The organism is Bacillus spizizenii TU-B-10 (genome assembly GCF_000227465.1).
Classification (GTDB): Bacteria; Bacillota; Bacilli; order Bacillales; family Bacillaceae; genus Bacillus; species Bacillus spizizenii.
Window position 1 is genome coordinate 3,710,282 of sequence record NC_016047.1, and the last position, 26,610, is coordinate 3,736,891.

The window sequence follows — 26,610 nt, forward strand, 5'->3', positions numbered from 1 at the left end:
TGTCAGCCCTTTCCTTCATCCTGCTCTGTCACGAGAAGTTCCACTCCGTTACGGTCAAGCAAGTCACAAAACGCCTGATTCGGCAGCTTGTCTGTGATCAAGAGATCGATTTCACTCAGCTCCGCATACTGATAAAAACTGGTGCTCCCCAGCTTCGAATGATCTGCAAGCGCGATCACCTGCTTTGCCTGCTGGATCATTTTTCGCTTCACCATACCATCCTCTTCATGCGCAATTGTAATGCCATGTTCGGAAATCCCGACCACACCGATCAGCGCTTTATCGACGTGGTAGCTTGAGAGCTTTTCAATCACAGAGGCGCCGTACAGAAAGCGGTGTTCCTTTTCAAGCTTGCCTCCGAGCAGATAGATTTCAATTCCCTCTTTATCGGACAGCACTTCCGCGAGATTAATCGAGTTGGTGATCACCGTACAATCATCCGCATTCAAATGCTTTGCACATGCCTGAACGGTTGTAGAAGCGTCTAAAATCACCCGGTCACCATCATGAATGAGCGATGCGGCAAGCCTGCCGATCTTGTTTTTTTCCTCGGACACTGTTTTCAGGCGGCCAGAGTAACTTTGAATTTTCTGATGCACAGTCGGCAAAATGGCACCGCCCCTTGTACGGATGATGGCATTCTGTTCCTCCAGCTTCACAAGATCCCGTCTCGCTGTATCCCTTGACACCTGAAGAAGCGTACAGATCTGCTCCGTTGTAATTCGGTTATGCTGTTTTAAAAAATCCAAAATCGCTACTAATCTTTCTTCTTGGTACACGCCCTCATTCCTTTTCTTATCAATCATCTTTAAGCAATTATAAGTTTTTATTCAATTTCATTCAACATTATTAAGTGAATTTAAGCAAAAATGCATCATAAGAACCAATTTTTCCTAAATGACACAAAAGAAAGAACCAGTCTGGTCGACTGGTCAATTTTGAGGGGATGATGCGGAGATCCGGATAATATGAATGGATAGAAAACGGGAGGATCAGGGGGATGTCAATCGGCAGCTTTTTCCCGGGGTTTAGGGTCCATAAAACGAACAGTGTCAGCCAACACTTCCGTTACATATACGGTAACGCCTTCTGCGTTTTCATAGCTTCTTGTCTGAATCCGCCCGCTTACGCCGACAAGAGAACCTTTTTGGCAATACAACGCCGTGTTTTCAGCTGTTTTTCTCCAAAGTGTGCAATTGACGTAGTCGGCCTCGATTTCACCTGAAGCATTTTTGAAGCTGCGATTTACCGCGAGCGTAACGTGTGCGACTGCCGCACCGGCGGAAGTGTAGCGAAGCTCAGGATCTTTTGTAAGACGTCCGACAAGCATGACCTGATTGAACATGCGATTCCTCCTCTCCTTGCGGTTGTATGTATTGTAGATGATGCAATGAGAAAAGAAAAACGTGTAAAAGTGACTTTCAGCCTCTGTTTTTATCTTTCGTTTTCATTTTTCCTTCAGCTAAAAACATCTTTTGTTTTTTCCCTTTAAAGAAATATGTACTTTTTAAAAACCGGAAAAATATTTGCTTTGTCAGCCAATTTTGCGTATTCATACACACATAGGAAGAACCATCCCATGCAAACCACTGAAAGCTCAGTTTTTTTTCCGGCAGTGACACCTTAATTTTATACTGTTCCATGCCGTCTTGCGTTTCGTATAAAAAGCTTATCCTGCCTCTCTTGTTCAGATGGACCTCAAACACTTCTTTACGGCTTAACATATATGTTACTTCCTTTTGAATCAAACAATCCTCAGAAGGAGTGCCGTCAATATAAATTTCTTTTAAACGAAATTGATTCATACTACATCTCTCCGTAATCTATAGTCAGTTACAGTATAATGAAAAAATAGAAATTATTAAATGTTTCGCCAATACAAAATTCTTTAGCCCCAGCATTGCAGCATTTTTTCCTCTAAAACGTTTATGTTATAATGAAAGGCAAGAAAACTTTGGAAGTAATCGGGGTGAGAAAAGGAATGAAAACCTTTAAACTGGTTGATCTGAATGTGGAACGAGTGGACAAGGAAGAAAAAACAATTGAACAGTTTCCCCTTATCGACGGACTGATTATAAATAAAGAAGACGGTGAAAATCACTGGCTGATCGAAGCGCTTGTAGCGAAAGAACACCTGTCTTTTTTTGAACAGCTTCAAAACAGCCAATCTGAAGCCAAAGTATTTGTAACAATCACGAAAAAAAGCAATCGCCCCGCCCAGCTGACAGCAGCAGTGAAAAATATCGTCAAGCTGGAAGAAAGCATACAGGTTTTAATCTACGGACAAATGGTCACAAGAAAACAGCAAGGCACTGAGACCATTCTGGAGTCTCTTGTAAAAGAGGGCTATACAGGAACAAAACTCATTGAGGCATTTAAGCAAAAAATATAAAAATGAGGGACATGGTCCCCCGAAACCAGTAAAGAAGCGACGAGCAGTTATAATAGACATTTTGAATCAATATGTTCTACATTAAAAAAGCTGCCGTTTTAGAACGGCAGCTTTTATTTTCGTGCTTTCACTCTTGCATATTTAATTTGTATGGCCAAAAGAATCGACCAATTCCCCTTTAACAACGAGGCGCCCTTCGGTTTCGGCCGCCTTGTCACATGTGACTAACGTAATCTCCTTTTCGTTTGTCTCCTCAATCACATCTGCATCCATTTCCGACATGATTTTTTTGGATGTCACAGAATAAATATAGTCTTTTTTAAAATCAGTGATGACAATTTGAGCACCTGTTTTTATGTTTTCAAGAGGTCCGAACAGAAGACTCTTTTGCTTCAAATGATGGCCAGCCAACGGATAATTCCCCTCGCCCATTTTCTGATCGGGGCGCATTGTTGCCGCCCCGATCAGAAGGTTTTCGTTGGTTGTGCCTTTTACGATCGGAAGCTCTAGATTGACACTTTTAATCGTTATCCGCCCGATAACCGCTTTTTGATCGTGATTAAAGCCAGCCTTTATGGCATCCACCAACTCAGGCGGCTCGATTGAATCAAATTCAAATTCCGCTTCTTTCTCATTATTTCTTTTCAGCTGCTCCATAGTTAAGGCCGACTCACTCTGGCTTTTGCTAAGATAGGCTATGATTCCTCCTTTCAAAAAAGGAGAACAGATAAGCAGCAGTCCTAAAAGAATGAACATCGTAATGATCATTTTCTTGTACATGCAAAAAAATTCCTTTCTTATGCTTCGTTCCTAAATGAGCTGTGTCACTTTTAAAAAAGCACCTGATCAATTCTTCAATGATCAGGTGCTTTCATATTTATCCCTTTCTTTGCTTCTTTCTTGAGGCAACAGCTAAGCCTCCGCCTGCCATTAGCAGCAGGATACCGATCATTACCGTCAATGTGCTGTCCGCATCTCCGGTTTTTGGAAGGGATTTGTCTGTTTTCGAATCACCATCTGTGCCACTGGTTTTCGAATGATGTCCATCTCCATTCACATTTCCATCCGGTGTAGGTTTGTCAGATTTGTCAGGCGTTGGTGTTTTCACTTTTTGATTAGAAACAACGAGCTCAACAGCTTTTGGCTGTCCTTTTTCTATTGTGAATTCAATTGGTGTTTCATCCAGTTTGTAACCTTCTGGTGCCTTTGTTTCAATAAATTGATAGCTTCCTGGCGTAAGGCCTTTTACTGTGAACTGCCCCTTTTTATCCGTTTTCCAGAGTTCAGGCAGCTCTTTGCCATAGCCGTCAGTTTTTACAGGCTTGCCGCTTGCGTCCAATAACTTGAATTCAGCGCCCTCCAAAACTGTAGTTTTATCATCTTGATCCACTTTCGTCACATTCACGTCACCTGGTGTCAATATGTTTTCAGCGGTGATATCAACTGGTTTCGTGTCTGTATTTGTGATCTTGAACGATATAGGTGTTTGGTCTAAATGATAATCCTTAGGCGCTTTTGTTTCGACAAACTGATATTCGCCGGCTTTGAGGCCATGAACCGTGAGCTGTCCTTTGTCATCAGTTGTCAAGCCAGATTTCAGTACTTTGCCGTTGGCGTCTGTCAGATTGAACTCCGCGCCTTGAAGAACTTTATTTTTATCATGCTGATCCACTTTCGTGAGAACAACAAGGTTCTTGGTATTAACCGCTGTTACTTTCACTTGTTCAGGTTTGCCGCTGTATTCACCCTTAATGGTGAATGACACTGGGCTTTCGGATAAAAGATATCCATCTGGCGCCTGTTTTTCAACAAATTGATAGCTTCCCGGAGCTAAACCGTCAACTTCAATTTTGCCGCCTTCTTTTGAAACGAGATCGTCTCTCACTGTTTTTCCATTGCTGTCAGTGATTTTGAATACTGCGCCGGCTAAGCCTTTTCCATCTTGGTCTTGCTTCGTCAGCTGAACCGAGCCTTTATCGTTCACGACGATCCCGGCATCTGCAGATTCTGGTTTTCCTGCTGCTGATTCAGAAATGATAAACTCTATTTTCTCCGTATTTAACACATAGCCAGATGGCGCTTTCGTTTCAATAAAGGCATAGCGGCCCGGTGCAAGGTCCGAAGCCTTAACTTTTCCGTCTTTATCCGAAGTCAGCTTTTCTTGAACCGTATTTCCTTCCTGGTCGACAATGTTGAAAACTGCACCTTCCAGTTTCTGGCCTTCAGTATTTTCCTTCGTCAACTCAACAGAGCCTTTATAGTTGATAGCGGTCCCGGCATTCACTGGTTCCGGCTTTCCTGCTGCGGAATCAGAAATCGTAAACTCTATTTTCTCCGTGTTTAACACATAGCCGGATGGCGCTTTCGTTTCAACAAAAGCATAGTGTCCCGGTGCAAGGCCTGAAGCTGCGACTCTCCCGTTTTCATCTGAGGTCAGCCCTTCTTGGACCGTATTTCCTTCCTTGTCAATAATCCTAAAGACGGCTCCTTCAAGCTTCTGACCATCGGCATCTTCCTTCGTCAGCTGAACCGAGCCTTTATCGTTAACGGCAATTCCGGCATCTGCGGCTTCAGGCTTTCCTGCTGCAGATTCTGAGATGGTAAATTCTTTTTTCGTTGTATTCAGCACATAGCCGGATGGCGCTTTTGTTTCCACAAAGGCGTAACGGCCCGGCGCAAGGCCCGAAGCTTCAACTTTTCCGTCTTTATCCGAAGTCAGCTTTTCTTTGACGATATTTCCATCTTGATCGACAATGTTGAATACTGCGCCTTCAAGTTTCTGGCCTTCAGCATTTTCCTTCGTTAGAGAGACTTTCCCTTGGTAATTGGTCATTGCTCCTAAATTGACATCAGACACTTGATTCTTTTCATTTTTTGCGATTGAGAAGTGAATCGCTTTTGTATTCACGATAAAGCCTGCAGGAGCTTGTGTTTCTGTCAAGCGGTAGTAGCCCGCCGGCAAACCGTTCATTTCCACTTTTCCGTTTTTATCGGATTTTATATCTGTTCGTATGAGAGTATAGGTGCCGTCATTTGATTTTTTCTCCAGCTTGAAAACAGCACCCGCCAAAGGATTGTTTTGTTCGTCTTGTTTGATAAGCGTCACCTTGTTCTGTTGATTTACGACTTTGTACAGTGCCCCTGTCTTGGAGGAATTGCTGTCTATCTTAACAGAGACTCCTTTTGCATAAGCATCGCTGATGGTATATCCGTCAGGCGCTTTTATCTCTTTTAATACGTAGGAACCGTAGCGAATATTTCCGAATGTAAGCTTCCCGCCGGCATCCGTCGTGCCAGTGCGGAGGAGCTGTTTGGAATCCTCAGACCATAACTGGAATTCTGCTCCTTCAAGAGCTTTATCGTCCTCTCCAGTCTTAAAAATCGTCAGGCTTCCTTTATCTCCGGATCCGGAACCGTCACCGCTTGAAATGGCAACAAAGATCGAGCTGCTGTTTTCCTGAGTCTGCTCCTTCACATTTGTTCCCGAAATGGACACTTTATTTTTAACGTGGCCATTCGTGCCGGCTATGTTAATCAGAGACCGGTATTTGATCACATAGGCGCGGTCAATTTGCTTATAGCTGCCTATGAATTTCAGGACAAACGATTGTTCACCTGTTGTATTGTCAGTTTTGATGTCTAACGTGTAGTCTTTGTCTTTTTGAAGCTCGACATCTCTCGCAGTCAGATTTCCGCTGCTGTCTTTGACCACTCCGTTTTCATCATATTTTGCTTGATAAACTTTAAAAGAATCCGCATCTAGGATTTGATTTTCATCCGGCGTATCAGTAACCTTTACGTCATCCAGCGTTGATTGGCTGGAGTTGACATTGATGTTCCAATCGATGTAGCTTCCATTTTGTTTGCCGCCTTTGAAAACCAGACTTCCTCCGTTCGTAACTGAAACAGAGCCCGTCAAGGTGCGGTCTGCATAACCGTCATTATGGTAGGTCGCTTTGTTTGTGTACTGATTCTGATCAATGACCTGTCCTTTGAGCGATGTCTTAAACTCAATCAAGTATGGCACAGAATCGCCCGTTTTAAGGTGTACCGTCAGAGTGCGTTCATTTTTTTCTGAAGGCTCTTCGACCTCATACTTGGAAGGGTCAAGCGCGTCTCCTTCTGTGATGGAGCCGTTTTTATTGATCGTATAGCTCTTTACCACAACGGAACCCGGCACAAATTGCTGAGGATCTGTTATGACATCTTTTATATAAGGATTTTTTGTGGGTTCGCCATTATAATTGATGCCGATTTTCCACGTGATTTCCTTTGAAACTGCGTTGTATGATCCGTTTTTGAATCCATTGTTTGTCGTCTGATGATTCGGCGTAAAACTGCTTGATACCTTATTCGTGCGCTCATTGCCGTATTGATCAGTCCATGTCGACTGAGCTGTGTTCTTGACGATTTCGTTAGAATAATCGGCATTGAATGTTGTCGTATACGTGATCTTAAATTGACTGTTTGTTTTCGCGTAATCCCCGATCAATGCCAAAGTAAAGCCTTTATGTTCGGGTTTTTTTGTCAACGTGTAGTCTTTGTCTTTCTGCAACGTTTTGTTGTTCGTTGTGTCTTGAATTTTGAACGAGTCATCAATCAGAACCAATCCGCCGCTTTCGAATTGATCATCCAGCGTCCAATTGTTCATCTCATAGTTATTTTTATTAACTGTAATCGTCCAATCAACCGTCTTCTTCTCATAATCAACATTTGAATACCCTTTGATAAGGTTCTGTTGAATGGCTATTCCAGAAGCTTCTTTTGTATCCCCTGTTCCGGTCACCACGCTATTGGTGTATGTTGTCGATTTATCAATGATCACTCCGCTGTTGACCTTTGTTTGATATGTGATTTTGTAAGCGCTGGTAACAGGTTTATTAAATTTGATTTCAAATCCGCTTCCATTATCGGTGAGCGTGTAGTCCTCGCCTTCTTTTAAAGGCGTTCCAGCTTGCTCACTGCCGTTCTGTCCAAAGGTAATAGGAATAACCTTCAAAGAGTCTTTCACGAGGTGCAAATCGCCAGTTCCAAAAGAATCCTTAATGCTGGCCTTGGATTGGTCGATCTGTTTCTCACCGTAGTTATATGCAATAGCCCAGCTGAATGTTTGAGATTCTCCATTATAGCCGGTAGATGATTTTGCGATCATTTTTCCATATTTGGCCGTAACAGTGGCTTCTGCAGAAATTTGTTCCAGATTGTCTCCACTGAATGCTGCCTTGTTCGTCAGCGTCACATTTCCGCCCTGGCTCGGCTTTGCGCTATTGTCAATGTCGGTTTCGTACACAAGGCGGTAGGCTGAATCAATTGTCCCGTTAAATGTGACATTTCCTTTTGAATCAACGCTATAGCCGGAAGAAACTTCATTTCCTCTGCTTACAGAACCATCAATGTTCACATTGAGTTCATACACTTTAACTGAACGGTAGATTAAGCCATCCGGGAGGCTTTCTGTGAGTTTAGCATTCTTGACTTGATCTAATTTTTTATTGACATCGACCGTCCATGTTACTTTGCCGGGGTTGATGCCTTTATCCAAAGCACCTGATTTATCAATGGTTTTACTCACATTCGGTTTAAAATAAACCGTTGTCTCAGGAGTATCGGAATTCACAGGGAATGGAATCTTTTGTGTTGTCGAACCCGTTATTTTTTTCTCGTTGAACTGCGTATTGATAACCAATGTGCCTTTGACATTAGAAGTTTCTTTTACCTCGCCGTTAAATGTCATCACCACATGTCCGTTCGTATCAATAGAAAATGTCCCGTATGTGGTGTCTCCGGCTCTTAATGGCAGGTTCACAATGTCATTATGCATAATAAATTCTTTAGGCAAATCAAATTCATACGTATCGCCGGCATTGATTGTTTTTCCTAAATCGTCAGGAATGGCCCAATCAATTGAAATTTTCACCGGAGCATTTGTGCTGGCACGATTGCTCTTGTCATATGGCTCCCCGTTTTCATCCGTCAGTGTCACGCCGGTTAAAATATGTTGGGTGATTTGTTTTTCTTCAGTTTGCAAGCTTTTGAAAGCTGATTGACTTGAGGATGACACTTTTTTGGAATCATCACTCTTAGAGGAGTCGCTGCTCTTAGAGTCGGCTGATGGCTGTTGTTCTTCCTCTTTTTGATCCTTGCTGACTGAAGGTGTAGATTTGTCATCTGTCCCTTCCTGATCACCCGCAGTTTCAGAAGAGTCGTTTTTTGGCTCTTCCGCCTCGGCATCTGGTGTCTCATCTTTCTTAACAGGGATGATCACCTGCTGGGTTTTGCCTCCCCCCAGTTGAAAAAGGGCTGCTACTGTATGCTCATCGTCTTTTACATCTGCAGTAAACGTGGCTGACAGTGTAATGGCTCCCTTGGCATCAGGAGAATCCGCGGATGCAGTTGTTAATTTTACCGTCATGGTGCTGCCGCCCGCCGGCACTTGATAGCTGCCGATGACTTGGTCAGCAGATTTGATCTCACCTTCTGCACCTTTATCAAATGTAAAGCTTTTAGGTATCTCCACATTGATATCTTTTTCGCTTTCTGCGTCTTTATCTTTTTTTAATGACCATTCATATGTCAGTGTCACTTCATCCCCCGGCGTTACTGCCGGTTCATTTCCTTTTGACCCGTCAACAATCTTGTCATTGCCCTCCTTGACCGTCACCGAATCGAAGAATTGGCTGTCACTTGACGTTACGTCCACAGCCTGTGCTGTAAGTGTATAGCTTGCGATCTGGCTGAAGAAGAAAAAGATGGCCAGGCTTATGATCATAACGATTCGCCCGCTTTTTTTCAGCCCTAAGGGAAAACTCCTTGTTCTCAACTTTTCATTCCTCCCTTTCATATCTATTTTTCACTTGCCGATTGATCCGCGAGACCATAAAGTCATGTCTCATCCCCCAAAAATAACTGCTAATGCCGAATGAGTTTAAAAACTAAGAATTGCCATCCGAACCAAACTACATTGTATGAAATGGAACTATACAAATTCTGTACAACTAAAAATGGAATGAGTTGGAGATTAGAAGTTTCAAGCGGAGACATATGGAGAGGGCCTTCCCTTTAAATGACTTGTACAAAAAAACCAGTGTGCATCGATAGGCAATCGACACACACTGGTTTGGATAAGTTTTTTTGCTTCTTCAATTAATCTGATCTTTCATTTGTTTATAACGCTGATATTCTTTTATTGCCTCTTCTACCTTCCCGTTTTTGTTAAATAGCTGCAGCTTGTATTGCATAATTTTATGATCGCAAGGCTCAATTTTCTCGGCCTGCAGGCAAATATCCATTGCTTGATGATCGTTCATTTCCCGAATGAGGAAATCGATCAGTTCATAAGCCTTTCCAAGCCAAAGCTGGGCGAGACGCGTCTTTTCCGGTTCTGCCCACAAATAGCCGTACTCTAACAGGTAATGACTTTGATAGGCCATGAAAATATCCATGTGCAGATGTAATGTAGCTGTATTGAGCGGAGGAGCCTCTTTTAGTGACTTTTCCCATTCGGCAACATCGATTTTTGCGCCTGAAAGCCGAAGAATATATCCTGTATCGGTCTTCTCTATTGTTTGGCTGAACGGGATCTGGCTGAGTAATTTCCGTATCTGATAAATGGTTGAGTAGAGCTGGGTGCTTGCTTTTGACACATCGTAATTAGGCCAAAAAAGATCGATTAGCATGTCTTTACTGACCACGCGGCCTAGGTTATGAAGTAAAAATGAGTATATTTCGCGTGCTTTCGACGTTCTCCACTTGACTGGAATATTTGTTTTGACACCCTTTAAGGTTTGATAAAACTGCAGGTTTCCAAAACATTGGATAGAAAAATGCGTCTCGGTATTTTCTGCAGATGCTCTGAGCATGTTATTCGTTCTAATTCGTTCAACAGTTGTCTCGAGCCGCTTGTAATTTACAGGCTTCAGCAAATAATCAATGGCATTCAGCTCAAACGCTTTGATAGCGAACTCATTATAGGCCGTGATGAAAACGACTTGGATGTTTTCATTCATAGATTGAATCGCTTCAGCAAGCTCAATGCCGTTAACCCCCGGCATTTCAATATCAAGAAACACTGCATCTACAGCAGGAATCTCTGGGTGCTCCAGAACTTCAATCGGATCTTGATACGCCATAATAGATTGAAATGCGTTTGTCCGTTCAAGCATATTTTTAAAGTGAAGCAATGCCAGGTGCTCATCATCAACAATTAACGCTTTCACAAAACATCACACCCTATAAATAAAATCGAGATAACAGTAAATAACTTCTATTATATCATGCCAAATTGTCCCTTTATCTGGATTCTTTTTCTTTCTATCTATAGTTTTTGAAAGTTTGCACTTACAATATTTATAAAAATAGGAATTTAGAAAAATCCTATTATAAAGGAGCATTGATATGAAAGAAAAATTCATTTTCACTTCGATTATTTTCGGTTATGCCGCATTCTTTATGGTTTTTATAGCCATTGACCATTTTTCTGGTTCAACACTTCCTGCTGCAAAGCATGGGATCATGGACTTGGAAAACTGGGATTTTCAGAAGGATGGAAATGTACAGCTGAATGGAAAGTGGACATTATATCCCAATCAGCTGCTGTCGCCAAAAGAGATCGCTTCAGCAAAAGGAAAAGATCCCCTCTTCGTTGATGTCCCCAGTAATGTGAAGCTGGCCAAGCAGGGTATTAACGTAGATTACGGAACGTACAAGCTGACGATCAGATCAAAGCAAGACAATCAGGTTTTCGGGATCAGCACGTCGTTTATTTACAGTGCAAATCGCATCTATTTTAATGGCCAATTGATAGGACAAAGCGGCAGCCCTTCAAATAAACCTGATTTTACAGCGCAAAACAGACCGTATACGAGCTTTTTTACGCTTCACAAGGGTGACAATGAACTTGTGGTACAATTTTCAAACTTCGGAAAAACGCCGGGGTGGGGAATCGCAAAGCCGATTACTTTTGGAACGCAGGATAACATATTGCGAGAGAACAAAATTTCCTTTCTTAATGATTCAATCATGATTACGGCTTTTTTCATTACCGGATTATATTTTCTGGGCTTTTTCCTGCAAAGAAAAAAAGATAAACATTTGTTGTTTTTTTCTGTTATGTGTCTTCTGTTTTCGTTCATTATTCTGATGATCGGAAAAGAGCGGATTATATTTCTCCTCAATCCGTCAATTTCATTTTCATTGCTAAATTCAATGAGGGCAATCTCTACAGTGTTTGTCAGCATTGCGGTTTTTCTCTATCTCTATTTTGCTTACCGGAAGATTGTTTCAAAGCGTTTTATTCTCATAGCCACTGTTTCTTCCGGGCTGGTCTTGATCACAGATTTTTTAACCGTGGGTTTTATCGGCCATGCCTCATACATATTACATTCTGTGCTAGCCGTTTCGACCCTGGTTTATATCACATATATTTTCACAATTGCCGCGGTCCGCAAAATGGAAGGAAGCCTGTATCTTACTATCGCTTCTATTTCAATGAGTGCTTTTGTTATTTTAACGACCATATCAGCTTACAGTGGGAAGTCGGCTTTTTCATTTAATTCGATTTACTCATTGCCAACAGTCATCGCTTTGCTGGCGATCGTTCTTCTGATGGCACAGCAATTCGCCGGCGCTTTCCGCGAAAATGAGGTCTTGACGCGGAAATTGCTCAATATTGATAGGCTAAAGGACGAGTTCATTGCCAAAACGTCGCATGAATTCAAAACGCCGCTGAACAGTATTATTAATATATGCCAGACCCTGCTGGCCGGAAGAAGAAAAAGAACAATAGAAGAAGAGAAAGATAATATGCAGCTTGTCATCCGCATGGGCTACAGGCTGTCCAATCTGGTGAATGACATCCTGGATTTAGAAAAAATAAAACAAGGCATGCTTCAGATTCACCCGGTTCCTGTTGATATTTACACTTTAATCAGTTCGGAAATGAATTTTTATCATCTTTTGTCCAGGCATAAAAACTTGAACATTATGAACCATATTCCACCCGGCCTTCCTTTGGTACTTGCAGATGAAAACCGCTTTCGGCAAATTGTAACCAATCTAGTAGACAATGCAATCAAGTATACAGCGGAGGGCCAAATCACACTTTCTGCTTCAAAACTGAACGATAACATGATCAAGGTGACAGTAACAGATACCGGAAGCGGCATCTCAGAAACCGATCGCCAAACCATCTTTGAGTCTTTTCAGCAAGCCGAAACGAATAAAGACGACGGAGCCGGTCTTGGTCTAAGCATTGTCAAACAGCTGGTTGAGCTCCAGAACGGAGACATTTGGGTAGAATCGGAAGAGGGAAAAGGTTCGGCATTCCACTTCACATTGCCAATTGCTCAAAATGAATCTGTGCCTGAAACAAAGAAGGGTCTTTCTGATTTACAATCCGAGATAAATATGTCAGATATCTCTTTGAAAACGCCTTATTACTCTGAGAAAACTGACGCTCCAACCATTCTGATTGTCGATGATAACCTTGACAGTTTAAAAATTTTAAGCGATATGCTTGAAGGTGTACCCTACAATGTAATTGCTGCAAAAAACGGAAAGGAAGCATTAGAAGTCATCTCTTGCACGAAGCTTGATTTGGTTATTTTGGACTTGATGATGCCGGATATGTCGGGTTTTGAAGTCTGTACGAAAATTCGTGAACGATTCAGCTTGGTTGATCTCCCCGTTCTGATCATTACAGCAGCCATTATCGGCCATGACAAATACAAGGCTTTTCATGCCGGAGCGAATGACATTTTGCAAAAACCTTATCATTACTCTGAATTTATGGCGCGTATCAAAAACCTGATTATGATGAAACATACAGCAAATCAAGCCACAAGAATGGAAATGGCATTTCTCCAATCGCAAATCAAACCTCATTTTCTTTACAATGTATTAAACACGATCATTTCTCTCAGCCATTTGGATATTGAAAAAGCGCGGGAGGTAACAGAGGAATTTACCAACTATTTAAGAATGAGTTTTGATTTCCAAAATACATCTGCCATCAGTTCATTCAAACATGAGCTTTCTATTATCAATTCCTATCTTTCCATAGAAAAGACACGCTTCGGCGATCGGCTGGACATCATTTTTGATATAGAAGAAGACATTGACTTTATCCTTCCTCCTTTAATGATTCAGCCCTTGGTGGAAAATGCCGTTCTTCACGGCGTCAGCAAGAAAAGAGGCGGAGGATGGGTCAAGCTGACAGCTAAAAAACAAAGCGAGAATGAGTATTACATCAAAGTAGAAGATAACGGTGCCGGCATAGCTCCGGAAAAACGAGAAGATCTCTTATCTGCGGATTTCGATCGCAGCGTCGGATTGAAAAATATCAACCAGCGGCTGAAACATTTTTGCGGAAGTGAATTGAAGATTAGCAGCACTCCGGATGCCGGCACCTCTGTTTCAATGCTCATTCATCTCGCTGTAACAACAGAAAGCCCCGCAGCATTAAGTGAAAGGAATTGAAAATAAAAAAAGACTGCCGTTTCAAAACGGCAGTCTTTTTATTCCGGCGACTTTGTTTGCTGCTTTAGCAGATCTCTGATTTCCTTCAGCAGCTCCTCTTGCGCATCCGGCGCTTCCTCCGCCGCCTCTTCTTCTGCTTCTTTTTTGCGCCTTAACCCATTCAAAATCCGAATCACAATAAAGATGGAAAACGATATGATTAAGAAGTTCACAATTGTCTGTATAAAGCTGCCGTACTTCACCACAGCATCGCCAAACGTAAACGATAAACCTGAAAAATCAAGCCCTCCTAGCAGCAAGCCGACTAAAGGCATGATGATATCATTGACTAGAGATGTGACGATCTTCCCGAACGCGCCGCCTATTACAACACCAATCGCGAGGTCAACGATGTTCCCGCGCATGGCAAAAGCCTTAAATTCATTCCACATACAATCACCTGCTTTTCTCATGTTTTGAAAGAAAAAAAGACAAATGTGCCGCTGCCCATCTGCCTTTTTTCATTTATTCTCCGAGGGCAAAAGTCAGTTCGACTTCGCAAACGACTTCGCCATCAACTGTGGCAACGCCTTTTCCGCGTCCGATTGTGCCGCGTGCACGAATGATTTCAACCTCAAGGTGAAGCTGATCACCAGGCTTGACTTGTTTTTTAAACCGGCAATTATCAATACCCGCAAAGAACGCCAGTCTGCCGCGATTTTCTTCTTTAATCAGCATCGCAACGGCTCCGACTTGAGCAAGCGCTTCTACGATTAATACGCCGGGCATTACCGGATACTGAGGAAAATGCCCGTTAAAGAACTCTTCATTTGCGGTTACATTTTTATAGCCTTTTGCCCGTTTGCCCTCTTCAACTTCCGTAATCCGGTCTACAAGCAAAAACGGATAACGGTGAGGAATAATTTCTTTAATTTGCTGAGTATCAAGCATTCTCTTGACATCTCCTTCATCTGCATTAGTATGTATAGCAATCATTAAAGATCCAATCTGTACATTTGAAAAGTATATTATGAATTAATCTCTTTTTCAACCGCGCTAAAATGTAACCAACTGTCAATGAGAGCCGTCAAAAGTTATGATATGATAATTATAGATTTTACCAATAGCAAAGAGGTAGGAAAATGATTTCGAAGTTTATTGAAAAAAGGATGCAAAACATGTTAGACGAGTGGTATTCCGCAATGAGCAAACGCAAAATGAATCACGTTTGCACACTGAAAGAGAAAATCGACCAGCACCTTCCGAAGATCAAAAAGAACTCAAAACTTTGGATGCGTTATCAATTGTTTCAGGCCCGCCATCAGCTGCTTTTTGAAAACCAGAACGGACTTGATTCATTATTCGATGATCTATACGGCCTGGAAGACAAAATGGATGATGAATTGAAATATTATCTGTATTTTTTCTCAGGATTATATGAAATGGTAAAAACAGCTCCGAAACATGCAGTGAATCATTTTAAAAAAGCTGAACAGTACCTGGGCGCCATTCAAAACACGTTTGAAGCCGCTGATTTATATTATCAAACCGCTGGCGCCTATTACTTGATGAAATCACCGCCGCTTTCCATCCAATACGTCAAAAAAGCATTACACATCTATTTACACCAATTCGGCTATATAAAAAAGGTGATCACCTGCAAGCTTTTGCTCGCCGTTAATTATATTGATCAAGAACGCTATGAAAAAGCTGAACAGCTTTTTAAAGAAATCATTAGGAAAACCCAGCAATTACATGACGAAAACCTGCTTTGCCACGCTTATTATAACCTTGGCTTTTTAAAAGCAACCGAAAAAAAAGACCAGGAAGCGCTTCTTTACTTTAAAAAAGTATTAAGGAATCAAGAATTTGAAACGAATTCTCCCGTCTCGTATCTGCACTGTGTGTACGAATCTGTCAGAGCGCTTTTTAAAACAGGAAAGGTCACAGAAGCGAAAGCCGTCCTGCAAAAAGGGAAAGAATTATCAGAAAAGGTAGACATTCAAACCATTTATCTAAAATTAAAAACGCTCGAAGCGCTCTACACATCAGTTGAAGACCCTTATGATCAGCTGCTCGAATATGTGCTTGAATTAGAAAAAATTGAAGCGTGGGTGGATTTAGAGGTGCTTTTAGAAGATATCACGGAATACTACAAAAAAAAGGACGATTTCGAAAAAGCCGCTTTTTTTATCCTGCGCGGCTGATTGAAAACGCCCATTTCTTATTATCTGACTGAATTGATTAAACCGAGCATTTGATCTCCCATTGTAATCGTTCTGCTGTTCAGCTGATATGAACGCTGGGACGTGATCAAATCTGTCATTTGTTCTGAAATATCGACATTGGACATCTCAAGCGAGCCCTGCTCTATGCCGATGTTTTGTCTATTAGCGCCATTCAGCTCTTCAAAAGCTGCCGCATTATCAATAGAGAACAGGTTATTTCCTTCCGATTTCAGCTCTTGAGGGTTATTCACTTGGACAACTCCGAGATTAAACCGCTGGACCGCGTTTCCGTCAGATGCGGTTAACGTGCCGTTTTTATTGATGGTGATATTCTTCATTGAGCTGTCGATGTTCACTGTATTGCCGTTTTCATCAAGCACCGGATTCCCATTTCCAGTAACGAGCTGAAGCTGGTTGGCATTTGCAGCTGAAGACGTTACATACAGCGCTCCGTCCCTCGTGTACTGGCGGTTTCCATTCACGTTAACCTGAAGATATTGGTATGGAGACGTAAACGCGATATCCAGATCGCGATCCGTCTTCTGAATGCTTCCTTGATCAGATACAAGGCGTGAATTCATCATCGCTCCGACGCCAAGGCGCAAGCCGGGCGGCGTTTTTCGGGCTTTTGCCACTTCCTCATTTTTTTCATCAACCTGATCGAATTGCTGTCTGACTAGCTCAGAAAAATTCGTATCTTTTGCCTTATAGCCGGTTGTGTTGCTGTTTGAAAGGTTGCTGCTGATTGTGTCAATCTGCTGCTGCAGCTGGTTTAAGGTTGTTGATGCCGTTAGCATTGACCTGAGCATAGTTGATGTCCCCCGTTTTTTCTTCCGTTATCTTAGATTTTTCCGATTTCATTGGCTGCTTTATCCATACTTTTATCGTAAGCCTGAATAACCTTCTGATTGGCCTCAAACGATCTGTACGCTTCAGTCATTTCTGTATAAGCACTTGTCACATCCACGTTTGAAAGCTCCGAGACGCCTTGTTTTAATGAATAGGATACCTGGTTATTGCCGGCTGCGCTTGGCAGATCATTGCCGTCTGCCGTGCTGTACAGATCATTTCCGTCCCTTTTCAGATTGCGGACATCCTCCGCCATTCTGACATCAATCTGGCCAGCTGTCCGTCCGTTCGTTGTCACAGTACCGTTTTCAGACACAGTGAAGTTCTCATTATCAACAGTAATCGGCTGGCTATCCGTCGATAAAATAGGACGCCCGTTGATCGTCAGCTGATTATTCTCATTTAGTGAAAAAGTGCTGCTTTTTGAATAACGGATTCCGTCCGCTGTCTGAACCGGGTAAAAAAGAGCCGCGTTTTCATTGGTTTCTGTATTAACCGGAACTTGATTTTCGACCAATGTGATGTCTGTAGGCTGATCTGTGGACTTCAAGCTCCCCTGTGTGAAAAGGGGCTTAAGCTCCTGCATATACACACCGGTATTCACGGAACCGATTTCCGTCCTTGATGTTCCGGCCGGAGATTTTGATTCTATTCTGCTGAGCAGCATCTCAGGGAACGCGCGCATAGAGCCTTGATCAGCTTTATATCCGGATGTATTTGCATTTGCAATATTATTTGAAAGCATTTCCGTTCTTCGCTGCTGGGCAATCATTGCGGATGTTGCTGTATATAATCCTTTTAACAAGTTTCCCACCTCTAAAATGGCATTTTTTCCAGTTGTCATATAGGAACATTCGTTCTATAATAGAATTCAGTATTTTACCCTATTATCGGCATTTCTCATCAATTCGTGAAGAGTTTTCATAAAAAAACCCCATTCTTTTTCAGAATGAGGTTTAAGTGATCAGCTTAGTTTGCGTTTAGGAAGCTTGTCCATATTATCAAGCATGACACCTGTGCCGACTGCTACACAATCCATTGGATTTTCAGCAACAAGCACCGGCACCTTCAGCTCTTCAGCAAGCAGCTGGTCGAGGCCATTTAAGAGCGCTCCGCCGCCGGTAATGATAACACCGCGGTCAATGATATCAGCAGAAAGCTCAGGCGGTGTTCTTTCAAGCACTTGTTTCGCCGCCTGCACAATAACAGCTACAGATTCGCGAAGGGCTTCTTCTACTTCTTTGCTGTTTACTGTAATTGTTCTAGGAAGACCGGAAACCATGTCCCGTCCGCGAATGGAAATTTCCTCTTGACGTGCGTCTGGGAAAACTGTTGCGACTTTAATCTTAATATCTTCCGCAGTACGTTCGCCGATCAGCAGCTTGTACTCGCGTTTGATGTAATTTAAGATTTCCATGTCAAACTTGTCCCCAGCCATTTTAATAGAAGAGGAGGTGACAATATCGCCCATTGAGATAACCGCGATATCCGTCGTCCCGCCTCCGATGTCTACAACCATGTTACCGCTTGGCTGGAATATTTCCATACCCGCGCCGATAGCGGCAACTTTAGGTTCTTCTTCAAGGTACACATGTTTACCGCCGCTTTTTTCTGCGGCTTCTTTGATTGCTTTTTGCTCAACGGATGTAATATTCGTCGGGCAGCAAATGAGCATGCGCGGTTTTGAGAACAAGCCTTTTACATTCAGCTTGTTAATAAAATGCTTCAGCATTGCTTCTGTTACTTCAAAGTCAGCAATAACTCCGTCTTTCAGCGGGCGAATCGCAACAATATTCCCAGGTGTACGTCCAACCATTCGTCTTGCCTCTTCGCCAACCGCCAGCACTTTGCCGCTGTTTTTATCAAGTGCAACTACGGAAGGTTCATTCAGAACAATTCCTTTACCTTTAACATGGATCAGTACATTTGCAGTACCGAGGTCAATACCAATATCCCTTGCAAACATCTATTTATATCCTCCTTGAAAATCTGTTTCACAGTAAATATCCACATTGTGCCCTAATTATATATATTATCATAAAATATAGAAAAAAAGTTGGAAGCGCATTAAGTTCTTTACAAATTTTTGCGGATGTTTTATGAACGATTTCAAGAAGACAATGCCAACTGATAACAGCTGGTAATTACGATTGCTGAACAGGCTCTCCTTCGAGAATTTCATCTTTTTTATATTTGAGTTTTGTCGCTTCTCCTCCTCTTAAATGCCTGATGGATTTATGATAATCGAGTATTTCCTTCACTTCGTTTGCCAAGTCAGGGTTAATTTCAGGCAGACGCTCTGTTAAATCCTTGTGTACTGTACTTTTGGAAACACCAAATTCCTTCGCAATGACACGAACGGTTTTCTTTGTCTCCACGATGTACTTCCCTATCTTGATTGTTCGCTCTTTGATGTAATCGTGCACACCACTCGACCTCCCTAAAATGGATGTGAGAAGTGTGAAATGAGATCCGTATTGTGTAAAGAGTCATTCATTATGCCGCTTCTTCGTTGTATGGTTTTAAAAGTAAGTTTGTGAAATATGCCCACGATCCCTCACCTCAAACACTCTCTTTGTTAGGTTTGTAACAGTGTATTAGCATTCTGTTGGGAATATGCTAAAAACTCAATAAGGACAAGGGGTGAAACGAACTTTTTCGGCTTTAGCCAACTATTTCGCGTCACTAAATTTTTATCTTTACATCCATTCACCGCTCCTGTAAAATGAAAAAAGCAATTAGTTACTTAGGTAAGTTTTTTAGAAGGAGAACGAAATGACCTACGTCAACAGACACCTCATTCATCAAATCAACCAAAGCGCCCGCCTGATTGCCAAGAAAGCCAATGAACAGCTGGAGCCATTCGGCCTTTATTCATCTCAATGGTCAGTTTTATATTGTTTGCGTACGATCGGACCAATGACTCAAAAAGAGATTTGGTCCTATTTAAATGTGGAAGCGCCGACTGTGACACGGACGATCAAACGTCTGGAGGAAAACGGTTGGGTACAGAGACGGCAAGGTGAAGACAAACGGGAAAAACTTGTTGTCCTCACAAAAGAAGCCGAGAAAAAATACGAAGAAATCAATGTGAAAATGCTGAAATTCGAGGAAGAACTGCTTGCAGATTTCCGGGATGAAGATAAGGAAGCTTTTTCTCATTTATTTCGCATGTTTTTACAACAATGAAAATAAGGAAGTGACATACATTTGAAAAAAACGGATGCGATATGGACCAAGGATTTTATTATGGTCCTGCTTGTCAATTTATTTGTGTTTGTGTTCTTTTATACATTTTTAACTGTACTGCCGATCTATACGCTTCAAGAGCTTGGCGGCACAGAATCACAAGGCGGGCTTTTAATCAGCCTGTTCCTTCTGTCAGCGATCATTACACGGCCTTTCTCCGGAGCCATCGTTGAGCGTTTCGGGAAGAAAAGAATGGCAATTGTCTCAATGGCGTTATTCGCCCTTTCTTCTTTTCTGTATATGCCGATTCATAACTTTTACCTGCTGCTTGGCTTGCGGTTCTTCCAAGGAATTTGGTTCAGCATTTTAACGACTGTTACAGGTGCAATTGCAGCGGATATTATTCCGGCCAAACGCCGCGGTGAAGGGCTTGGATACTTTGCCATGTCTATGAACCTCGCCATGGCAATCGGGCCTTTCCTTGGATTGAACTTGATGAAGGTCGTAAGCTTCTCTGTATTCTTTACAGCCTTTGCGCTGTTTATGGTTGCAGGCTTGCTTGTTTCGTTCTTGATAAAGGTGCCCCAAAACCAAGACAGCGGCACGACTGTATTCCGTTTTTCGTTCTCGGATATGTTTGAAAAAGGCGCACTTAAGATTGCGACGGTCGGTTTATTTATTTCTTTCTGTTATTCAACTGTCACAGCGTATTTGTCTGTATTCGCCAAATCAGTTGATCTTTCGAATATCAGCGGATATTTCTTTGTTTGCTTTGCAGTGACAATGATGGTTGCACGCCCGTTCACAGGGAAATTGTTCGACAAAGTCGGACCGGGAATTGTCATTTACCCATCTATCTTGATTTTCTCAGTGGGGCTCTGCATGCTGTCCTTCACACACAGCGGCTTAATGCTCCTTCTTTCAGGAGCGGTTATCGGTCTCGGATACGGATCAATCGTTCCTTGCATGCAAACATTGGCGATCCAGAAATCTCCCGCGCACCGCTCAGGTTTTGCAACGGCAACGTTCTTTACCTTCTTTGACAGCGGAATTGCTGTAGGATCGTATGTTTTTGGATTGTTTGTAGCATCTGCCGGCTTCTCTGCCATTTATTTATCAGCGGGGCTGTTCGTTCTGATTGCTCTGCTTCTCTACGCGTGGAGCCAGAAAAAACCTGCTGAAGCTGAAGGAAAAGTGTCTATTGCAGAATAACGCTCAGACTGCCGGGAATTGCCGGCAGTCTTTTTTTTGCATATAAAAAACGGCGTCCTGCTCCGTTGAACGGAAGAGAACGCCGCTTATGGCATATTATTCAATGACCGGCCGTGCAGGTGAATCTGGATCTAACGTAAAGTCATAGGACTCTTCATCACGATACATCGGATTGGCATAAATGGATCGCTGATCGTTATTGGTTGCTTTTCGATACGATGAAAATGAATCGTATTCATTCTTTTTCCACATCCATATGCCGTCTTGATCCGCTTCCTTATGGTACACGTTATGATTGACCGTATTCCCTTCATTTTCTGTAAAATCGTTTCCGATAAATAATCTGGAATCACTGGCCGTCAATATATTCTTTTCAATTGTGTTGTTTTTCGCATCGTACTGCAGCAGCAGCTGTCCGCCATACAGCCCCTTTGTGTCATTCCGGTACATAATGTTGCGGGCAATCAGAGAATTGCTGGTGCCGCCCCGCTTTTTGTCATATCCTCCGATTGAAATACCGGTGTATGCATTGTTGTACACTTTGTTGTCTGTTATCTGAATAGCAGTTGCATATTTCCCTTTGTGTTCAGACGTTGCTTCAATCCCAATATCGTTATCGTAAACTGTGTTTTTCTTAATATCGATACTGTGTCCGCCATCAACATATATCCCGCCCGCTGAGTAATCATCTCCATAAGCTGGGTTTCCGTAAGTCGAGTTTTGATAAATTGTATTGTTTTCTACGACACCGTTTCGCACATAATCGTTTTTGTCTGCGGTTCCCTCATAACCGATAAGATCAATCCCGATGTTGTTATTGTTGCGGACCACATTGCCCGCAATAGTGAAGCCGTCAATATTCCCGTTCAGCACAACCGCCTCACTCGCTCCAAGTGTCAGATTCTCAACCGTATTGTCCTCAATTTGAATGTCTTTCATGCTGCCGGTTCCATAGACCGCGATTCCGTGGGCATTTCCTTCATCCGCTGTTGTCTTAATATCCCGGACATGATTGTTCTTAATGGCAATATGACTGCTGGAGCCTGATACATAAATCCCCATAGCAGTTGCTTCCTCAGATGAAACAGAAAGATCTTGAATCGTTAAACCGCTAATGGCAATGTCATGTTTATCTTGAATATGAATGAGCGGTGTTTCATATTCTGCGTCCGCAATGGATTCTCCGCTAATCACGACTTTTTCATTTTCATAGTTTCGGAATGTGATAGGCTTTCCGTCCGTACCGCTGTGCTTTACAACAAGTGTTTCAAGATACGTTCCTCCCCGAATCATGACAGTTGTGCCGGGGGCAGCCTCCTCTGAAGCGTGTGCCAGTGTACGAAATGGCTTTTCTTTTGTCCCTTCATTTTGATCACTGCCATTTGGCGAAACATATAGGCAATCCCCAGATCGTTCCTCATTCGCTTTTGTCTTATCAAAAACGAAAGCGAGGATGACAGACGTTAAAACACCCGCCAAAAGAATATAATATAATTTTCTCATATTCGATTCCCATTTCGTTTTAGAATAGATTTCTAAAACAATTATAAATGTTCTATTTATGGAAAACCATTTCAAAAATATGAATATATAGCGTGAAATAGATCTTATTCAGCTTGGCGAACCTGCCTAGATTCAAACGGTTCAATCGCAGATGATGCCGGCGGGTGAACACGCATCAGAACAATATAGAAAAGAAATGAAATCAGCACACCTACAAACCAGGAAATGTCGTATAAGCTCTTTAATGCAGGAACATACATACCAATCAGCGAGATGAGCGCACCCAAAATCGTGGCTGCAAACGCACGGTAATTATAGCCTTTACAATATACATACCGCCCTGTTTCAGAATACAGGTCATCTACCGAGAGTTCCCGTTTGCGAATGATAAAGTAATCAGCCATCATCACGCCTGCCACCGGACCAAGCATGCCGCCTATTAAGCCAAGAAACGCATATACGCTTGTCGCACTCTCCATCAGCTTCCACGGAACCGTAAATAAAGCGAGCAACGCAGTGATAAAACTGCCGCGTTTGAAATTAATATATTTCGGCAGGGCATTCGCTATATCATAAGCGGGCGATACGATGTTCGCCGCGACATTTACAGAGATCGTGGCGATGCAGAGCGTAATCACGGACAATACGATGACATAAGGGTTATCAAACCTCGCCAAAATATCGACAACGTCCCAAATCGGCTCGCCGAAAGCAACCTGCGAACCGGAGGTCACAGTAATACTGGCAAACGCAAACAGCGCGAAGGTTCCCGGCAAACCGTAAAATTGCCCTTTGATTTGCTCTTTTTGCGTTTCTGCAAACCGCGTGAAATCAGGGATATTTAAGATCAATGTCGCCCAGATGCCGATGATGCCGGTAACTCCGGCAGCAAACGGCCAGAACGTTTCTGAAAACGTATGGAACCTTCCTGGCTGAGAATAGATCGGCCCCAGTCCTCCGGCAATATCAACGGCCCACCATACCATGCCGCCAAATACCAAATACACTAAAGGGCCTGCCCATACCTCAAAGCGCTTAATCGATTCCATGCCGTGATGCAATACGAGTAAATGAATAGCCCAAAAGAAGACAAAAGAAAGCAAACCAGACAAGTGAATGCCGAGGATGTTCCACTCGCCGCCAATTTCTCCCCAGCCCGGCCATATATTTAAAAGTAAAATGTTCAGCGCCGTGCTTCCTGCAAAGGTCTGAATGCCAAGCCACATGATCGCTGTAAACGCCCTTAGAAGCGCTGGGATATTCGCCCCGTATATTCCGTAAGAAGCACGGATGATCACCGGAAACGGCAGCCCGTATTTTGTCCCCGCGTGGCCGTTTAAAGCCAGAGCCCCAAACAAGATAAGCGATGCCGTAATAATAATCGCGAGCACCTGCCAAGGCGAAAGACCGATCGCAATTAATCCGCCCACCGTCGCGTAGGTCGGTATATTATGTATACATCCCATCCAAATGGAGGCAAAGTTTATTGCTTTCCACGTCCGTTTCTCCTGTCCCAAAGGCAGCAGATCTTCATTGCTCAGTCTGTTGGATTGATGCTGGCTCTCTTTTAATTTCATAGCCGGCTCCCCTTTCAATATTATCTGTTTTTCGTCATATGTTCAGTTTTCTGACATTTGATGTCACTTAATATAACTGAAAAGTCAGACAATAACATTGGCTATGATATACAATTTTTCTGTTTCTATTTGAACAGCCTAAACAAGAAAAAGAGACAGACTCAGCGCCTGCCTCTTTTCTCATGATGCAGTTTTCATTAATGCAGCAAATCTCACAGCCATTAACAGGCTTGCTCCGCCCGCAATGATCATGATGATTCCCATCATATCAAAATGGGCCGCCGTGATTTCCTTTCCAAAAAGAATACCAAGGATCACCGAAGATAAAATCGACCCTAAGTAACGGCAGGTTTGAAACAGCCCTGAAGTCGTTCCTACCATGTTGGAAGGACTCGTTTTCAGCATCGCTGCCTGCAGCGCGACATTTCCAAGCCCATAGCCTATACCCAAGATTGACAGGATAAAGCCTTTCCCGATCACCTGAGCGTTGATAAAAAAGATGGTTAAGAGCACGGCTCCAGCCGTCATCAGAAGCGCGCCCGCAAAGATCGGCTTGACGACGCCTGATCGGTCGATCCATTTGCCCGTAATAGGTGACACTACGATGCTCATGCCAGACATAAACAGCATAAACAGACCGCTCGTTTGAACAGAAAGATGCATTTCATCCTGAAAATAACTCGGCAGCCCAAAAAATAAACAATAGAAGAAAACATTCAGCAAAATAAACTGAACATACACAGCTGATAGATTTCGCTGCGTTTTAAACAGACGGACATCAATGAACGGCTTTTCCGTTTTCAGCTCACGCCAAACAAATGCACCGAGCAGAAGCACGCCAAGCACACCTTCAACCGCATGCGGCGACGTGCTGAATGACAGCAGAAAAGATAGAAGCAAAATGATTCCTCCGGCAAATAAAACAATGCCAAGAATGTCGAGCTGCCGAATAATCGTTTTGATTCCAGCCCCTTTTTTCTGATCTTTCGGGAACATATACATGCCTAAGAAAAAGCTGAGGATAATAAACGGCAAATTGACGATAAAGATCGCCGGCCAGCCGCCCCACACAATCAAAAAACCGCCGACAGTCGGTCCGAGCGCCGTCATGGCAGACGCAAAAATAGAGAGCACAGCCAAGGCGGATGCCTGCCGCTCATGAATATGACTCCGAATCAATCCGACTCCTGACGGGTAAATCGCACTGCTCCCTACCGATTGAAACAGCCGCATGATCAATAATGTCATAAACGTTGGCGCAAACGGTGCCCCTATGGCAGAAACCGCAACAAGAATGAGCCCGAATAAAAACAAACGTTTCCGCCCGATCAAATCACCGAGTTTTCCCGTTACAGGCTGAGCTACGGCACTCGCCAGGTAAAACGAGGAAATCAGCCAGGAAACCGTTGTAAACGACAGATGAAATTCATGCTGGATGCTATGGAGCGCAAGAGAAATCATAGACGAGTTCAGCGGATTCAGCATTGTCCCTGAAGCCACCGCTGTCAAAAAAACAGCACGGCTTTTTTTCGATATCATCATTTCACTTGTGCTAGAAATTCTTCCGTTGTCCGCGATTTACCGATTCTCGGGAAAATAAAGCGCAGTGTGGCTTCATGCTCTTCCTCACTGAACGTGGACATGGCATCTGTAATAAAAATCTGCTGATAGCCAAGCTGGAATGCCTCGCGTGCTGTGCTTTCCACCCCGATGTTCGTCGCGATGCCGCACAATACAATCGTGTCAATGCCTCGGCGTCTCAGCTGCAAATCTAAATCTGTGCCGAAAAATGCGCCCCACTGCCGTTTTGTCACAGTGTAATCTCCATCCTGCACACCGATTTCCGGAACAAATTCAGCCCAGTCCGCAGGCATTTCCCCCGAACCTCCCTGCGCAGGCTCATCCGTTTGCGGCTTCAGCGCATCCGCTCCATCATGGAAGGCTACATTCACAAAGCTAATAAATCCGTTATGTTTCCGAAATTCATCGATGAGTTTTTTCGCATTTGGGACAACCTGTCCGCTTTGATCTATCGGCACAATTCCTTTTTGCAAATCAATGATAACCAATGCAGTTTTTTGAAAATCAATATTGAGTGTATTCATCATACGTCTCCTCCTGATGCTGTTAGTGTTTCTCGCATTGCATATTTTACTCTTCACGCTGCCTAAGTTCTTTTATTATGCTTGTGAAACTCTCAGAAGGA

Annotated in this window: 22 protein-coding genes and 1 pseudogene; 6 read left to right on the forward strand and 17 right to left on the reverse strand. The window is 42.9% G+C overall.

The features are described 5' to 3' along the window. Positions 1-2 precede the first annotated feature (2 nt). The 3 genes from glcR to ywpG all read right to left on the reverse strand — a co-directional run bounded on the left by glcR (position 3) and on the right by ywpG (position 1,805). Positions 3-779: a transcriptional regulator GlcR gene (gene glcR / locus GYO_RS40585; protein WP_014115446.1), complete on the reverse strand. Its 777-nt coding sequence runs from the start codon at positions 777-779 to the stop codon at positions 3-5. A 224-nt stretch (positions 780-1,003) separates the two neighbouring features. Next, positions 1,004-1,345: a single-stranded DNA-binding protein SsbB gene (gene ssbB, locus GYO_RS40590; RefSeq protein WP_014115447.1), complete on the reverse strand. Its 342-nt coding sequence runs from the start codon at positions 1,343-1,345 to the stop codon at positions 1,004-1,006. Positions 1,346-1,421: 76 nt separating this feature from the next. Further along, positions 1,422-1,805: a DynA interaction protein YwpG gene (gene ywpG / locus GYO_RS40595; protein WP_014115448.1), complete on the reverse strand. Its 384-nt coding sequence runs from the start codon at positions 1,803-1,805 to the stop codon at positions 1,422-1,424. 176 nt (positions 1,806-1,981) lie between these two features. On the opposite strand from ywpG, the gene GYO_RS40600 reads away from it, so the two are divergent. After that, a complete protein-coding gene (locus GYO_RS40600; RefSeq protein WP_041521204.1) occupies positions 1,982-2,392 on the forward strand; it encodes a YwpF-like family protein in 411 nt (136 codons plus the stop codon). A gap of 141 nt (positions 2,393-2,533) precedes the next feature. On the opposite strand, the gene GYO_RS43985 is transcribed toward GYO_RS40600, so the two are convergent. From GYO_RS43985 to GYO_RS40615, 3 genes are all read right to left on the reverse strand, one after another. Continuing rightward, complete coding sequence (locus tag GYO_RS43985) at positions 2,534-3,172, reverse strand: class A sortase (protein ID WP_014115450.1); 639 nt, start codon at positions 3,170-3,172, stop codon at positions 2,534-2,536. Between the two features lie 97 nt (positions 3,173-3,269). After that, positions 3,270-9,212 (reverse strand): SpaA isopeptide-forming pilin-related protein, encoded by a 5,943-nt coding sequence (locus GYO_RS40610; protein ID WP_014115451.1) that lies wholly within the window; start codon positions 9,210-9,212, stop codon positions 3,270-3,272. Between the two features lie 319 nt (positions 9,213-9,531). Continuing rightward, on the reverse strand, positions 9,532-10,608 hold the full coding sequence (locus GYO_RS40615) for a response regulator (RefSeq protein WP_014115452.1): 1,077 nt from the start codon (positions 10,606-10,608) through the stop codon (positions 9,532-9,534). Between the two features lie 1,387 nt (positions 10,609-11,995). On the opposite strand from GYO_RS40615, the pseudogene GYO_RS44360 reads away from it, so the two are divergent. Both GYO_RS44360 and GYO_RS44195 read left to right on the forward strand, forming a co-directional pair. Further along, a pseudogene (locus GYO_RS44360) lies at positions 11,996-12,676 on the forward strand (sensor histidine kinase); the annotation flags it as partial. Positions 12,677-12,901: 225 nt separating this feature from the next. Then, the gene (locus GYO_RS44195) at positions 12,902-13,867 is read left to right on the forward strand and encodes a histidine kinase (protein ID WP_238528884.1); all 966 of its coding nucleotides are present in this window, start codon (positions 12,902-12,904) and stop codon (positions 13,865-13,867) included. 38 nt (positions 13,868-13,905) lie between these two features. Here the strand turns inward: GYO_RS44195 and mscL are convergent, their stop codons facing one another. Continuing rightward, entirely contained in the window at positions 13,906-14,298 is a 393-nt protein-coding gene (mscL, locus tag GYO_RS40625) for a large conductance mechanosensitive channel protein MscL (protein ID WP_014115454.1), read from the reverse strand. A 73-nt stretch (positions 14,299-14,371) separates the two neighbouring features. Continuing rightward, the gene (fabZ, locus tag GYO_RS40630; RefSeq protein WP_003221796.1) at positions 14,372-14,797 is read right to left on the reverse strand and encodes a 3-hydroxyacyl-ACP dehydratase FabZ; all 426 of its coding nucleotides are present in this window, start codon (positions 14,795-14,797) and stop codon (positions 14,372-14,374) included. 191 nt (positions 14,798-14,988) lie between these two features. Between fabZ and rapD the strand changes: the two genes are divergently transcribed. Then, entirely contained in the window at positions 14,989-16,053 is a 1,065-nt protein-coding gene (gene rapD, locus GYO_RS40635; protein WP_041521092.1) for an aspartate phosphatase RapD, read from the forward strand. Positions 16,054-16,073: 20 nt separating this feature from the next. Here rapD and flhP read toward each other — a convergent pair whose 3' ends face one another. The 5 genes from flhP to GYO_RS43565 all read right to left on the reverse strand — a co-directional run bounded on the left by flhP (position 16,074) and on the right by GYO_RS43565 (position 19,474). Further along, on the reverse strand, positions 16,074-16,883 hold the full coding sequence (gene flhP, locus GYO_RS40640; RefSeq protein ID WP_014115456.1) for a flagellar hook-basal body complex protein FlhP: 810 nt from the start codon (positions 16,881-16,883) through the stop codon (positions 16,074-16,076). A 32-nt stretch (positions 16,884-16,915) separates the two neighbouring features. Further along, positions 16,916-17,728 carry a flagellar hook-basal body complex protein FlhO gene (gene flhO / locus GYO_RS40645; RefSeq protein ID WP_014115457.1) on the reverse strand — a complete coding sequence of 271 codons (813 nt, stop codon included), beginning with the start codon at positions 17,726-17,728 and terminating at the stop codon, positions 16,916-16,918. Positions 17,729-17,887: 159 nt separating this feature from the next. After that, positions 17,888-18,889: a cell shape-determining protein Mbl gene (mbl, locus tag GYO_RS40650; protein ID WP_014115458.1), complete on the reverse strand. Its 1,002-nt coding sequence runs from the start codon at positions 18,887-18,889 to the stop codon at positions 17,888-17,890. 178 nt (positions 18,890-19,067) lie between these two features. Next, complete coding sequence (gene spoIIID, locus GYO_RS40655) at positions 19,068-19,349, reverse strand: sporulation transcriptional regulator SpoIIID (protein WP_003221804.1); 282 nt, start codon at positions 19,347-19,349, stop codon at positions 19,068-19,070. A 14-nt stretch (positions 19,350-19,363) separates the two neighbouring features. Further along, positions 19,364-19,474: a protein usd gene (locus GYO_RS43565; RefSeq protein WP_072181869.1), complete on the reverse strand. Its 111-nt coding sequence runs from the start codon at positions 19,472-19,474 to the stop codon at positions 19,364-19,366. 224 nt (positions 19,475-19,698) lie between these two features. Between GYO_RS43565 and GYO_RS40660 the strand changes: the two genes are divergently transcribed. Continuing rightward, positions 19,699-20,112 carry a MarR family winged helix-turn-helix transcriptional regulator gene (locus tag GYO_RS40660; protein WP_003235672.1) on the forward strand — a complete coding sequence of 138 codons (414 nt, stop codon included), beginning with the start codon at positions 19,699-19,701 and terminating at the stop codon, positions 20,110-20,112. 21 nt (positions 20,113-20,133) lie between these two features. After that, the gene (locus GYO_RS40665) at positions 20,134-21,324 is read left to right on the forward strand and encodes an MFS transporter (RefSeq protein ID WP_014115459.1); all 1,191 of its coding nucleotides are present in this window, start codon (positions 20,134-20,136) and stop codon (positions 21,322-21,324) included. A 96-nt stretch (positions 21,325-21,420) separates the two neighbouring features. On the opposite strand, the gene GYO_RS40670 is transcribed toward GYO_RS40665, so the two are convergent. From GYO_RS40670 to GYO_RS40685, 4 genes are all read right to left on the reverse strand, one after another. After that, positions 21,421-22,827, reverse strand: a complete 1,407-nt coding sequence (locus GYO_RS40670; protein WP_014115460.1) for a right-handed parallel beta-helix repeat-containing protein — start codon at positions 22,825-22,827, stop codon at positions 21,421-21,423. 104 nt (positions 22,828-22,931) lie between these two features. Continuing rightward, positions 22,932-24,404 (reverse strand): allantoin permease, encoded by a 1,473-nt coding sequence (pucI, locus tag GYO_RS40675; protein WP_014115461.1) that lies wholly within the window; start codon positions 24,402-24,404, stop codon positions 22,932-22,934. 180 nt (positions 24,405-24,584) lie between these two features. Continuing rightward, positions 24,585-25,943, reverse strand: a complete 1,359-nt coding sequence (locus tag GYO_RS40680) for an MFS transporter (RefSeq protein WP_014115462.1) — start codon at positions 25,941-25,943, stop codon at positions 24,585-24,587. Beyond that, positions 25,943-26,512 carry a hydrolase gene (locus GYO_RS40685; protein WP_014115463.1) on the reverse strand — a complete coding sequence of 190 codons (570 nt, stop codon included), beginning with the start codon at positions 26,510-26,512 and terminating at the stop codon, positions 25,943-25,945. Before GYO_RS40685 ends, GYO_RS40680 begins: the two co-directional genes overlap by 1 nt. Positions 26,513-26,610: the final 98 nt, after the last annotated feature.